Raw genomic sequence first — 14,228 nt, forward strand, 5'->3', positions numbered from 1 at the left:
TTTGTTAACGTTGAACGATTTATTTGAGTTTGCATATAGGCTGATGGTCTATAAGACCAAAGTCTCATGTTGAATTTGAGCAGTGCGTTTACAGTATTAGCCATCCAATTTTAGTACGGAATAAAAATTATGACTGAATCACGTTTCCCAGTGCCAACACAGGCAAAAATAGGCTCCCATCTTACTCCAGAGAAGTATTTAAAAATGTATCAAGAGTCTGTGGATACCCCAGATGTATTCTGGGGAAAACAAGCGGAAACACTTGATTGGTTCAAAGAGCCTACCATCATTAAGAATACTTCTTTTGATAAAAATAACCTAAGTATTAAATGGTTTGAAGATGGCGAATTAAACCTTAGTTACAACTGTATTGACAGGCACTTACCTACCAAAGCAAATCAAACTGCCATTATTTGGGAAGGTGATACACCAGACCAAGATAAGCATATCAGCTATCAGACATTACATAATGAGGTATGTAAATTAGCCAATGGTCTTAAAAAGTTAGGGGTAGCTAAAGGAGATAGGGTCGCCATTTATATGCCAATGATCCCTGAGGCCAGTTATGCAATGTTAGCTTGCGCCCGTATCGGTGCTATTCACTCTGTCATATTTGGTGGCTTTTCTCCAAATGCCATTTCCGATCGTATAAATGATTGTGATGCAAAAGTTGTTATCACTTCTGATGAGGGCCGCAGAGGTGGTGGAGTTGTGCCGCTTAAAGTGAATGTTGATGAAGCTCTGCAAGATGATAGATGTCCAAGTATTCAACATGTTGTTGTGTTTAAAAATACCGGCGGCGATGTCGACAAGCAAAGCAGAGATATTGATTGGAACACATTAACAGATAGTTGCAGCTTTAATTGTGAACCCGAAGTAATGAATGCAGAAGACCCTTTGTTTATACTTTATACTTCTGGCTCTACAGGTACACCCAAAGGAGTAGTGCATACAACAGGTGGCTATCTAGTTTATGCTTCTATGACCCATAAATATGTTTTTGATTATCGCGAAGGTGAAATTTATTGGTGTGCTGCTGATGTGGGTTGGATTACTGGGCACACTTATATGGTTTATGGGCCTTTAGCAAATGGTGCTACCACCTTATTATTTGAAGGTATCCCTACTTATCCTGATGTTAGGCGTATTTGCCAAGTCGTAGATAAGCATAAGGTAAACATTTTATACACAGCTCCTACCGCTATTCGTGCATTGATGGCTCATGGTGACTATCCGGCACAAGGCACCCATTGTGACTCATTGCGCTTACTAGGATCTGTTGGCGAACCAATTAATCCTGAAGCGTGGCAATGGTATTACGAGACTATTGGTAAAAGTCGTTGTCCTATCGTAGACACATGGTGGCAAACAGAAACGGGTGGGATAATGATGACGCCCCTTCCTAGTGTGACTGATTTAAAACCAGGCGCTGCCAGCACACCATTTTTCGGCATTAAGCCAGCTTTAGTAGACAGTGAAGGCAATGAGTTATCTGGTGAAACTGAAGGTAACTTAATAATTAAGGATAGTTGGCCAGCCCAAGCCAGAACGGTTTATGGTGATCATGAGCGCTTTATTCAAACCTACTTTAGTACCTTTGATAATGCTTATTTTACTGGTGATGGCTCTCGAAGAGATGCTGATGGTACCTATTGGATAACAGGCCGAGTCGATGATGTACTCAATGTTTCAGGTCACCGTTTAGGTACGGCTGAAATTGAAAGTGCTTTGGTTTCTCACTCTGCCGTTGCAGAAGCTGCAGTTGTTGGTTATCCCCACGATATAAAAGGGCAGGGCATTTACGTTTACGTGAGTCCTGTGGAAGGGATTGAGCCTTCAGAAGAGTTAACTAAAGAGTTAATCAAATGGGTCCGTAAAGAACTGAGTCCTATTGCCTCTCCTGATCTGGTGCAATGGACATCAGGCTTGCCTAAAACTCGTTCAGGTAAAATTATGCGCCGTATATTGCGTAAAATTGCAGCAAATGAACATAGCCAATTAGGTGACACCTCAACTTTGGCTGATCCTAGCGTAGTCGATAACCTAATCGAGAACCGCTTAGTACGTTAACTTATGCCGTTTGTTAATAATTTTTGTTAGTTAGGCCGATATAGGTCAATATCATGTGATGTTATTGATTTGTATCGGTTATACTATTTCAACAACCTATTATTAACAAAATACCTGCGAAAAATGTATACACTCCTCATTGCTGATGATCACCCTCTATACAGAGACGCCCTGAAAGGTGCACTTAATGGCTCTTTGCAAGCTCTGTCATTACTCGAGTCTGGCTCACTTGCTGATACCTTGAAAGTAATCGAAGAGACAGATATTGACCTATTATTATTAGATTTGCATATGCCTGGTAGTCAGGATTTGTTTGGCTTAATACACGTACGTAAGTTGTTTCCTGAGTTACCTGTAGTAATTATTTCTGGTCTAGAAAACAAAGACATAGTTTCTAAAGTATTAAATACAGGAGCTATGGGATTTATACCAAAAACCACCAGTTCAGAGGATATCGCAAAAGCGGTAGAAACTGTTCTGCAAGGAGATATTTGGATACCTGAGACCTTAGTGAATGACATAGAAGAACAAGATGATGAGTTTGCAGAGTTGGCGGCCAAAGTTGCCACTTTGACTCCAGCTCAATATAAGGTGTTGTGTTTAATGCGCGATGGCTTATTAAACAAACAAATTGCTTATGAACTGGGAATAGCTGTGGCAACAGTAAAAGCCCATGTAACTGAGGTTTTTAAAAAGTTGTCTATTAATAATCGTACTCAAGGCGTGCTTATAGCATCTCAGTTACAATTAGAGCCACCAACTAGCGCTGTTAATGGCCAAGAGTAGTCATTACCTTTTAATTTTATTAAATCTTGGTCTTAAAACTATTTAACAAAGCTCTCAGTTTAGCAGGCTTAATAGGTTTACTGAGATATTCAACATTTTGTTTTTTGCACTGCTCCAATAAGGTTTGTTCTTGGTTGGCTGTGACCAATATTGCAGGTAAAGCTTTACCCATCTTATCTCTTAGGTTTTTAATTAACTGTAAGCCATTCTCTGATGTTGATAACTGGTAATCAATTAACAACGCATTTGGGGAAAATGTATCTGCTATTTCTAATGCTTGTTGTGTGGTTTGCACGCAATGATTTTGAATGTTCCATTTCTTAAAAAGTGTCGATATTGCATCTAAATTTTCTGATATGTCGTCAACACATAATATTTTCAGCTGCGCTAGATCTGTTTTGGCAGTTACTACCTTTATCGGTGAAAAGGGCTGCGGGGCAGCAATAGGCAGAATTATTGAAAAGCAACTGCCTTTTCCTAGTTCAGAGCGCAGTGTTATTGGAATACCTAGTTTGTCTTTCAATCTGCTTACAACCCCTAAGCCTAATCCCACCCCTTGCACTGTGTGCTCTGTCACTCGATAAAAATCGTCAAAAACTTTTTGTTGCTCAGACTTAGCCATGCCAATTCCAGTATCCCATACCTGTAATAGCAATGATGGGTTATTGGTAGGGCTATCTTTTGATGAACGAACCCTAGCAGAAATTAAAATTTTACCTTCATTGGTGTACTTTATTGCGTTTGAAAGTAGGTTTTGTACGATTCGATACAAAGCGGTTTTGTCGGATGTTACCCAAGAATCAGCTATCCGCGTACGAAGAACTAGGCCTTTGTCTTGTGCTTTCATTGAAAACTCATCGATAAGAGGATTAAGTAGTGACTGCAAAGATAAAGGCTCTTGATTGATCTGTAGCTCGTTTTGATCCAGCCTTGCTATATCAAGTAAGGTAGCTATCAGGGTTTCACTGGAAATAACGCTATCATTTAGTTTTTTGAGTACTTCTCGCACCTCTGTAGTAACGTCGGCCTCATCGAGGACAGAAAGATACAACTTGGCTGCATTTAACGGCTGGAGAACATCATGGCTGGCAAAAGCTAAAAAGCGAGTTTTACTGGCATTGGCTTCTTCTGCTGCTTGTTTGGCTTTGAGTAAATCATGCTCTAATTGGGCTCGGCGCTCTATTTCTAATCTTAATTCTCCATTAATTGCTTGGACTTCTTTACCTCTTATCTCAATTCGTTTTTCTAAATTAATGTTGGCTTCTTTGAGCGCTTCTTGAATCTCAATGTGAGAGGTGATGTCGGCGAAGCTTGTTACAAAGCCACCACCAGGCAAAGGATTGCCCACCATTTCAATCATTTTTCCATCGCTTCTTTGGCGCACAAATTTGTGAGGGTGGCCCGCTTTTAAATGATCGATACGTTTTTTGACTAATGTATCTACCTCACCAATCCCGCATTCACCTCTGACAGCATTAAAGTAAACCATTTTTTCAATGGGCGTTCCTACACTTATGAGGTCGTCAGGATAATCAAACAGTTCTAAATAGCGCTTATTCCAAGCTACTAAATTAAGGTTTTTGTCTATTACGCTTATCCCTTGCTCAAGATTTTCAATAGATGTAAAAAGAGCTGATGCGTTAAACTGAATGGCTTGAGTGGTATCGTCGAAAAAGGTCACTACTTCTTCAAAGTTAAGTTTTTTACCGATAAGCACACTGTCAATTAAGCGTTTTGCACTTGAACTGCCAAGTACACCTCCTAAAGCTTTTTCACAAAACATTAGAAAATCAGGTTGGGGGGGCTTTTGCCAGTCCAGCGGACGGTCGCTGCGTCTTTCGTAATCAAATAATAAACTTTTTGTTCTGGGCTCACCCAAAAAGGTTGAAAGTAATGTTGATAAGTCGCTAACGGTAGCTAAGGTTTGCCTTTTTTTAGACTCATCTACTTGCCCTTCACGAGGAGATACAAACGCTTGAGACTGCAATCGGTCGATTAGCCTGTCCTGTGCAAAATATGAAAACAAAATGTAGGTAAACGTATTAATCGTTAAACTTAATAACGCAACCATACTAATTGCATCTGAGTGCAGTGCATCGTTAGCCAACTCATTACTCAAAGGTAAAATTATCCATAACACCCAAGTAAATAATCCACTCACAAGGCCAGCATAAACACCATGGGCATGTCCTTTTTTCCAGTAAAGTCCACCAACGATTGCTGGAAGAAGTTGAATAACGAGTGAAAAGGCTATTAGTCCTATTGATGCTAAAGAGCGGCTTCCTGTCATTTGCTGCTGATAGATATACGCTAAGAGGAGTAAGCAGCCAATTACTAAGCGCCTAACAATTAAAATTACCCTTGCATAATTTTTGCTGTCGCCTGCGTTAGTATTTTGATCCTGTGGCTTGGCTAAAATTTTTGGCATGATAACGTCATTGGTTATCATGGTACTAAGTGTAAGCGTTGCGATAACTATCATGGCGGTAGCTGCAGATAATCCGCCGAGGAATACCAGAACCTGAACGATTAATGAGTCTGAAGCCATTGCTAAGCTGAGTACATAAGTATCGGGCTCTTGGTGACCTAAAATTGTTTCTCCGGAGGCTGCAATAATAGGAATGACTGCAGCAGTAATTATCAAGTACAAGGGAAATAGCCAGCGGGCTGTTTTTAGGTGTTTCAGTTTAAGGTTATCAATGACAGCAATATGAAATTGACGAGGTAAGCAAACCACTGCTGCTGCAGCCATTATGGTTTGCGCAATAAATGAAAAAGAGCTGAATCCACTCAAATCATTAAAGGTTTTAAGTGTATTTTTAAAGGCTTCAGGATCAACAGATAGTGACCAACGATACCCTATAAAACACACCCCAACTAAAGCAACTAACTTCAGTGATGATTCAAGTGCGATAGCTAAAATCAGGCCATGCCTGTGCTCGGTCACATCTGTGCGTTGGGTGCCAAAATAGATTGAAAATAAAGCAATAAATCCAGTGGCCAACATCACAATGAGATCGCTTCCATCCTGTTTGGTTACAATCTGAAAAGCGGCCCCAATCGCTTTTAGCTGCAATGCCACGTAGGGAATAGTCGCTAATAAAGCAATAATGGTAACCAGCAAAGCTACTAATTGCCTTTTTCCATATCTTGAAGAAATAAAATCTGCAATAGTCGTAATATGCTGCTTTTTACTGACTAGGGTAAGTTTGTATATAAATCGGTAGCCAAAAATATAGACGATAATTGGCCCAAGTAATATCGGTAAATATTGCCAAGTATCTCGAGCTGCTTCTCCTACCGCTCCAAAAAACGTCCAAGCGGTACAGTAAATTGCCAGTGCTAGTGAATATACTATTGGGTGAGATGTAAGCTTTGTTGCAAGGGGGGAGCTTTTCTCTCCCCATTTGGCTACAAAAAATAGTCCGACTAAGTAGGTTAATGCTAATACAATCCAGCCAAATGCCATTGAAAATTCGTTTTTATTTGATTGATATATCAGACACTTTAGCATATCAAACTAGATTTATTGATAGCTCTACGACTATTGTCTGAATCGTAATTTTTAAAATAAAAGCAGCGTGCTTTTATTGGTTAATTAGCTCTGACAAATAAAGGGGCTGCCATTCCTAACGAAAGGTATTAGGCAGATTAGTTTGGAATAATAAAACCCAGCTTGAGCTAGCCTTCACATCACCGTAAAATGCTCGGCGATTCAACCTCGAGAACATTATGAAACTAACAGATTTTCAATTTGATTTACCTGAACACTTAATCGCTAGATACCCAACTAAAAACCGTACGGCTAGTCGGTTGATGCATTTAAATGGTGACAGTGGCGCCATTTCCCATAAAAATTTTAATGACATAGTCGAGTTAGTTCATGAGGGAGATCTATTAATATTTAATAATACAAGGGTGATACCAGCCCGCCTACTTGGCCAAAAAGAGTCTGGTGGTAAGGTTGAAGTATTAGTGGAAAGGGTGCTTGATGAGGATAGGGTATTGGCCCATGTAAGAGCCAGTAAGTCGCCAAAACAGGGGAGTATGCTTATCTTGGAAGGGCAGTTAAAAGCCGAAATGCTAGCTCGTCATGAAGCGTTATTTGAATTGAAATTTCATAGTGACGAAACCGTATTAGCTTTGCTAGAGCAGTTTGGGCATATGCCTTTACCTCCCTATATTGACAGGCCAGATGAAGACTCTGATAAAGAGCGTTACCAAACTGTATATAATCAAGTCCCTGGAGCAGTTGCTGCCCCTACTGCTGGTTTGCATTTCGATGAGGCTATTTTACAAAAGCTTAAAGATAAAGGGGTTAACTCTGAGTTTGTAACATTACATGTTGGAGCGGGAACGTTTCAGCCTGTTAGGGTAGATAATATACTTGAGCACCAAATGCACTCCGAATATGCAGAAGTTTCGCAACAGGTTGTGGATGCTATTAAGGCGACTAAGGCAAAGGGGAAGCGAGTGATTGCAGTAGGGACTACCTCTGTACGTTCACTTGAGTCTGCAGCCAAAGCATCCCTGACATCAGGTAACGATTTACAACCCTTCTTTGATGATACAGATATTTTTATTTATCCTGGTTATGAGTTTCAGCTAGTTGACGCCATGCTCACTAACTTTCATTTATCAGAGTCTACTTTACTCATGCTTGTTAGCGCATTTAGTGGTAAAGAAAATATCTTTAACGCTTATCATCAAGCTATTGAACATGCCTATCGATTTTTCAGTTATGGCGATGCTATGTTTTTGGAAAAAAAGTGTAATTAAGGGCGTGCCTAATAGGTTTACACTTTCAAATAACTATTTTAGTAGTGCACCCTTTACCCTAAATTTGTTAATGTCGGGTAGAAACCACTCCATTTCTTATATTTTTTACCTTGCTGCTAAATAGTATCTAAGTAAAACCGGAAGTTGGCCGTTATCTAAGTAATATACTATTTTGTTCATAAACGTTTACGTGCTTTATTTAGGGAAACATTAATAATGAGTAGGTTTTTCAATCAATTTTCGATTCGCCAAAGGCTTTTTATTGTTTCTTTGGCACCTCTATTAATCACCTGCGTCGCACTGCTTTCTATTATTTACGTGCAGTTAAATGGGCTAGTTAAAACTGAAACCCAAGCTGCGACTATGTTGTTAACTGAAGGGAAAAAGGCAGAATTAAAAAATATTATAGATTTAGCTTATTCCACAGTTAAGCCTATTTATGACTCGGGGAAAAGCCGAGAGGAAGGCGTTGCATTACTAAAAAGAATGGAGTTCAGTTCTGATGGCTATATTTTTGGTTATGATAGCAACTCTATAAGAGTGTTTAGTGGCTCTGGAAGTGCGGGAATAGGAAATAGTTATCGTGATTTTAAGGATGAAAACGGTGTTTATCTCATTAATGACTTAGTAACTGCAGCAAAGAAAAATAATCTAGGTAAGGGCGATAACTTTGTCATTTATCATTTTCCTCGACCAAATGAGAGCATAGCTTATCCTAAACTGTCTTATTCCATTTACCTTGAAAAATGGGATTTAATGATAGGTACAGGGGTTTATATTGATAGTATTAATACATCTGCTTCTATGTTTGAAAAACAAGTAGAAGAAGTAAGTTTAATGCTTATAACTTCTGTGTTTACCATATCTATAGTATTGATTTTTATTATGATTTTAATCAGCATCAGTATTATTAAGTCCATTCTAATGCCTTTATCCTCGGTTTCTGATTCGATTCGTACTTTAAGTCAAGGACATGGTGACTTAACCAAACGTATCCCAGTTAAAGATAAGTTTGAAACTGGCCGGTTAGCTGAAAATCTTAACGCCTTGCTCTCTTCATTACAGGGAAATATGACACGGGTTCTTAAGGTGGCAGAAGATTTAGGTGCAGAGACTGATTTAATGGTGCAACAGGCTGAAAACCTAAAACTAATGAGTAATAAGCAGCAGTCTGCAGTTGAGCTCGTTGCAACAGCCTCTACCGAAATGGTGTCTTCTTCAAATGAAGTACTACTCAATGCTAAAAGTGCTGCTGATGCCGCACATTCCGCCAATAGCCACGGTTTAATTGCCCTTGATAAAGTGAAAACAAGTCGCAGTGAAATGGGAGCGCTTATCACAGAAATCAATAAAGCGAATGATGTGGTGCAAGTGGTTGGAGACGATATCAATAATATCAGCGCGATTTTACAAGTAATTGAAAGTATTGCTGAGCAAACTAACTTACTCGCATTGAACGCTGCTATTGAAGCTGCAAGGGCTGGAGAGCAGGGCCGTGGTTTTGCGGTTGTCGCTGACGAAGTTAGGAATTTAGCGAGTAAAACCCAGGGAAGTACAGATGAAATTCAGCAAATGATTATTAAATTGCAAAATGGTTCAAAATCAGCCGTTGAAGCAATGCAGCAAAGTATTACTCGTAGTTCCAGTGCTGAGGTGAGCGTCTCTGAGTCCTCGGTTGCGCTAGACGATATTGCTGAGTCTATTTCTGTCATAACAAATATGAACACGCAAATTGCGAATGCGTCAGAAGAGCAAGATAGAGTCGGAACTGATATAGGTAAACGAATTGTGGATATTTCAACACAAACTCAAGGATTAAAAGATATTGCTGAACAAAATAATCTAACTTCCAGCACTTTACGTGAAAAAGCCGACGAGCTAGATAAAATAGTCAATCAGTTCAAACTATCATAATTTACTTTGGTTAAGCCTTAGGTGAAATTTTTATACCTATAAGTGCTAAGTTGTGCCTCTCGTTTCATTCTAATTTGTCTTCAATGTTTGCTCTGCCAAGTCGGGCAAATATTGAAACTAAACCTTCCATAAAGCAAACATCTAAAATTAAGCCATTATATATTTTCAAACAAGGCAGTGATTCGTATATAATCTCGCAAATTTTTTAGCCAGCTTTAACGCAATAGACTGTGATTTAAGGTGGTTTTTTCGCCATCGGACTGTTTTCCGATAAGCAGAGAGAGATACATGAAATTTGAATTAGACAATACAGACGGCAAGGCTCGCCGCGGTAGATTGGTATTTGAGCGCGGTGTGGTAGAAACCCCTGCGTTTATGCCAGTAGGTACATACGGTACAGTTAAAGGTATGACACCTGAAGAGTTAGATGAGACTGGGGCACATATATGTTTAGGTAATACTTTTCATTTGATGTTACGTCCGGGAACCGAAATCATCAAACAACACGGTGACTTGCATGATTTTATGCATTGGGATAAGCCAATTTTGACTGACTCAGGTGGTTTTCAAGTCTTTAGTTTAGGGGACTTACGTAAGATCACTGAAGAAGGGGTGACCTTTCGCTCTCCAATAAATGGTGAAAAGATACTTTTAACGCCAGAAAAGTCTATGCAAGTTCAACGTGACCTTGGCTCAGACATAGTGATGATTTTTGATGAGTGTACCCCATATCCTGCAACCGAAAGCGAAGCTAGGGTGTCAATGGAAATGTCTTTACGCTGGGCGAAGCGCAGTAAGGCAGAGCATGGCGACAGCCCTTCAGCCCTGTTTGGTATTATTCAAGGTGGTATGTATGAAGACCTTCGGGATGTATCTTTACAAGGGTTAGAAGATATAGGATTTGATGGTTATGCCATAGGCGGTTTATCTGTAGGCGAGCCGAAAGAAGAAATGATTAAAATACTTGATCATACCACTGAGCAAATCCCAGCTGATAAACCTCGCTATTTGATGGGCGTGGGTAAACCTGAAGATATTGTAGAAGCAGTGCGTCGCGGTATAGACATGTTTGATTGCGTTATGCCAACCCGTAATGCCAGAAACGGTCATTTATTTGTAACCGATGGGATAGTTAAAATTCGTAATGCTGCTCACAAGACAGATACCGGTCCTTTAGACGATAAATGTGATTGTTACACTTGTAAAAACTATTCTCGGTCATATCTACATCACTTGGATAAATGTAATGAAATCCTAGGATCACGTCTTAACACCATACATAACTTGCGTTATTACCAACGTGTTATGCAAGGATTACGTGATGCAATAGCGTCTAACGAGTTAGATAACTTTGTTAGCGAATTTTATGCACAAAAAGGATTACCGGTACCTGAGTTGAAAGAGTAACGGCGTCCAAATTTTTAATTAATAACAAATGTTAGGGGAATTTATGAGTTTATTTATATCGAATGCGTACGCACAAGATGCTGGTGGAGCTGCTGGTGGCGGTTTTGAAATGTTAATCATGTTAGGTGTGTTTGGCTTAATCTTTTACTTTATGCTGTATCGCCCACAAGCCAAACGCGTTAAAGAGCATAAGAATTTAGTAAGCTCACTAAGCAAAGGTGACGAAGTCTTAACCCAAGGCGGTATGGTTGGTAAAATTACAAAAGTTTCTGAAGATAAAGATTTCATTGAAATAGGGTTAAACGACAGCACTAATATTGTTGTTCAGAAATCTGCTATATCAGCCGTATTACCTAAAGGTACTATGAAAGCAATCTAAGGCTTAAGTTGTAGGGGGTATCTCCCCTTTTTTTTATAAATCGGAAGGAATGTCTTGTGTTAAATCAAACTCCGCTTTGGAAATACTTTGCGGTCATTATAGTGGTAGGCATCTGTGCGCTGTATGCATCCCCAAATTTGTATGGTGAAGATCATGCAGTACAAATATCTGCTGGCAGTAGTGCCGTAATCGATGCATCTACAGTGCAAAGAGTGACGGCAGAGTTGGAATCAGCAAATATACCAAGTAAAAGTATTGTACTTGAAAACGAACAAATCTTGGTACGTGTAGCAGACTCAGATACTCAGCTAATCGCCCGAGAAACTATTGAAAAAGCCCTAGGTGACGATTATTCCGTTGCCATGAATTTAGCTCCAGACACGCCTAAATGGTTAGAAGCTCTTGGCGGAACACCCATGAAATTAGGGTTAGATCTACGTGGTGGTGTTCACTTTTTGATGGAAGTTGATATGAAGTCAGCGCTATCAAAATCATATGAAGATATGGTTGGTGACTTCAAGTCTGCTTTAAGAGAAGAAGGGATCCGCTATCGTACGGTGAAACAGGTTGATGATGGTGTTGAAATCTATTTCCGTGATGAAGAAAAACTTGATAAAGCTGAGTTTTTCTTAAAGAACCGTAATCGCGACTATGTATTTAGTAACAAAAGCGACTTAGTGCTTTTGGTGAAAATGTCAGAGCAGAAATTACTTGAAACCCGCGATTATGCAGTAAAGCAAAATATAACCATTATTCGTAATCGTGTTAATCAATTAGGTGTGGCTGAACCAACCGTTCAAAAACAGGGACCAGACAGAATTGTAGTTCAACTACCAGGCATTCAAGATACAGCTAAAGCAAAAGAGATATTAAATGCTACGGCGACCCTTGAGTATCGTGAAGTGGATTTAGAGCATGATGTTCGTGATGCCATTAATGGGCGAGTACCAGCCGGCTCTGAATTATTGCCTTATGAAAAAGGTGGTCCTCAATTACTTAAGAAGAAGGTTATTGTTAAAGGTAGCTCAATTATCGACTCGAATAGCGGTGTCGACCAAAATGGTATGCCTAAAGTTTCTATCTCCCTTGATGCGAAAGGCGGAGCACAAATGCTTAATTTCACCAAGCGTGCAGTTGGCAAACCAATGGCTGTTGTATTTATTGAATATAAGGCAACAGACAAACGAGACGAAAATGACAAGCTGATCTTTGAAGAAAAACGTCGAGTAATTAGTGTTGCTACTATAAACGGCGTATTTAGTAATAAGTTTGAAACCACAGGTTTAGATTCTCCCAGCGAAGCCCATGACTTAGCCTTGCTTCTTAGGGCTGGGGCACTTATTGCGCCTATTCAAATTATTGAAGAGCGAACTGTGGGTCCGAGTTTAGGGCAAGAAAACATTAAGTTAGGAATGGAAGCTATTGTTTGTGGCTTCATAGCTGTATTGATTTTTATGTTGGTTTATTACAAAAAATTTGGTGTGGTCGCAAACATCGCATTAACTATTAATTTAATTATGATTGTAGGCATTATGTCCATGATCCCAGGTGCATCATTAAGCTTACCTGGCATGGCGGGTATAGTGTTAACCGTTGGTATGGCGGTGGACGCAAACGTCCTTATTTTTGAACGAATACGGGAAGAAATAAAAGACGGAAGAAGCCCGCAGCAAGCTATTCATTATGGTTACGATAGTGCGTTTTCAACGATTTTCGATGCAAATATCACAACTTTCCTAGTAGGATTAATACTTTTTGCTGTTGGCACAGGGCCTATCAAAGGGTTCTCGATTACCTTAATGATCGGTATTGTGACATCTATGTTCACTGCCATTATCGTGACTCGAGCGATAGTTAATGCATGGTGGGGCGGCAAGCGTCTAACCAAGCTGTCAATTTAGGAGTATAGCCATGCAAATATTTAATTTTAAAGACACCATAGCTTTTATGGCGTTAAAAAAGCCAGCGGCAGCCTTATCTATTATCTTGGTTGTCGGCTCGCTAGTTTCATTAGCTATTAATCAATTGAATTGGGGACTGGACTTTACTGGCGGTACTCAAATTGAAGTCGGATATGAAAATGCAGCTAATTTAGAAGAAATTCGTGATGTTTTAGAGTCTTCTGACTTCGCAGATGCTGTGGTTCAAAACTTTGGTAGTAGTACAGATGTATTGATTCGGCTAGCCTCTCGAGATGGCGTTAAGCCGGCTGAGTTAGGTGATGCAGCATTGAAGGTTTTGAAGGAAGCTGATGAGACTGCTGAAATGCGTGGTAGCTCTTATGTTAGTTCAAGTGTAGGTGAGGAATTAACAGAGCAAGGTGGATTAGCTATGCTGGTCGCATTGATCTGTATCTTAATTTACGTAGCCATGCGTTTTGAATGGCGTTTTGCTCTAGGATCAGTCGCAGCATTAACTCATGATGTAATTATAACGTTAGGGTTATTTTCTGTCTTTCAACTTGAATTTGATCTTACTGTTCTTGCCGCTGTTTTGGCCGTTATCGGTTATTCACTAAATGATACAATAGTGGTGTGTGACCGTATCCGTGAGAATTTCAGAAAGGTACGTAAAGGAGAGTCTGAAGAAATTATTAATATCTCTCTTACACAAACCCTTAACCGAACTGTGATTACATCTTTAACTACAGTTTTAGTATTGTTAGCTTTATTCTTTTTAGGTGGGGCAACTATACATGGGTTCGCAACTGCCTTGTTATTTGGTGTGTTAATTGGTACCTATTCATCTATTTATGTAGCAAGTTTAGTTGCCTTAATGTTAGGTATTAGCAAAGAAGATTTAATGCCTACTGAAGTGGAAAAAGAAGGTGCGGATCAAGACGCGGTGCTTTAAGCTATCGATTACAACATAGTATTAAAGTCAGTTTTTGAAT

9 protein-coding genes are annotated in these 14,228 nt (G+C 39.5%); 8 read left to right on the top strand and 1 reads right to left on the bottom strand.

Annotation, left to right across the window (positions count from 1 at the left end):
- The first annotated feature begins 129 nt into the window (after positions 1 to 129).
- Together acs and ACMUMK_RS05535 are read left to right on the top strand one after the other, a co-directional pair.
- Positions 130 to 2,070 carry an acetate--CoA ligase gene (gene acs / locus ACMUMK_RS05530; RefSeq protein ID WP_414700123.1) on the top strand — a complete coding sequence of 647 codons (1,941 nt, stop codon included), beginning with the start codon at positions 130 to 132 and terminating at the stop codon, positions 2,068 to 2,070.
- A gap of 123 nt (positions 2,071 to 2,193) precedes the next feature.
- Positions 2,194 to 2,856 (top strand): response regulator, encoded by a 663-nt coding sequence (locus ACMUMK_RS05535; protein WP_414700124.1) that lies wholly within the window; start codon positions 2,194 to 2,196, stop codon positions 2,854 to 2,856.
- A 19-nt stretch (positions 2,857 to 2,875) separates the two neighbouring features.
- Here ACMUMK_RS05535 and ACMUMK_RS05540 read toward each other — a convergent pair whose 3' ends face one another.
- Positions 2,876 to 6,325 (bottom strand): PAS-domain containing protein, encoded by a 3,450-nt coding sequence (locus ACMUMK_RS05540; RefSeq protein ID WP_414700125.1) that lies wholly within the window; start codon positions 6,323 to 6,325, stop codon positions 2,876 to 2,878.
- 263 nt (positions 6,326 to 6,588) lie between these two features.
- On the opposite strand from ACMUMK_RS05540, the gene queA reads away from it, so the two are divergent.
- From queA to secF, 6 genes are all read left to right on the top strand, one after another.
- Positions 6,589 to 7,635, top strand: coding sequence for a tRNA preQ1(34) S-adenosylmethionine ribosyltransferase-isomerase QueA (queA, locus tag ACMUMK_RS05545; protein ID WP_414700126.1), 1,047 nt, complete (start codon positions 6,589 to 6,591; stop codon positions 7,633 to 7,635).
- A gap of 216 nt (positions 7,636 to 7,851) precedes the next feature.
- Entirely contained in the window at positions 7,852 to 9,549 is a 1,698-nt protein-coding gene (locus ACMUMK_RS05550; protein WP_414700127.1) for a methyl-accepting chemotaxis protein, read from the top strand.
- Positions 9,550 to 9,837: 288 nt separating this feature from the next.
- Positions 9,838 to 10,956 carry a tRNA guanosine(34) transglycosylase Tgt gene (gene tgt, locus ACMUMK_RS05555; RefSeq protein ID WP_414700128.1) on the top strand — a complete coding sequence of 373 codons (1,119 nt, stop codon included), beginning with the start codon at positions 9,838 to 9,840 and terminating at the stop codon, positions 10,954 to 10,956.
- A gap of 43 nt (positions 10,957 to 10,999) precedes the next feature.
- Entirely contained in the window at positions 11,000 to 11,335 is a 336-nt protein-coding gene (gene yajC, locus ACMUMK_RS05560) for a preprotein translocase subunit YajC (protein ID WP_414700129.1), read from the top strand.
- Between the two features lie 56 nt (positions 11,336 to 11,391).
- The gene (gene secD, locus ACMUMK_RS05565; protein WP_414700130.1) at positions 11,392 to 13,236 is read left to right on the top strand and encodes a protein translocase subunit SecD; all 1,845 of its coding nucleotides are present in this window, start codon (positions 11,392 to 11,394) and stop codon (positions 13,234 to 13,236) included.
- A 10-nt stretch (positions 13,237 to 13,246) separates the two neighbouring features.
- Positions 13,247 to 14,188, top strand: a complete 942-nt coding sequence (gene secF, locus ACMUMK_RS05570) for a protein translocase subunit SecF (protein WP_414700131.1) — start codon at positions 13,247 to 13,249, stop codon at positions 14,186 to 14,188.
- Positions 14,189 to 14,228 lie beyond the last annotated feature (40 nt).

This window comes from Paraglaciecola sp. 2405UD69-4 (assembly GCF_047525415.1).
Taxonomy (GTDB): domain Bacteria; phylum Pseudomonadota; class Gammaproteobacteria; order Enterobacterales; family Alteromonadaceae; genus Paraglaciecola.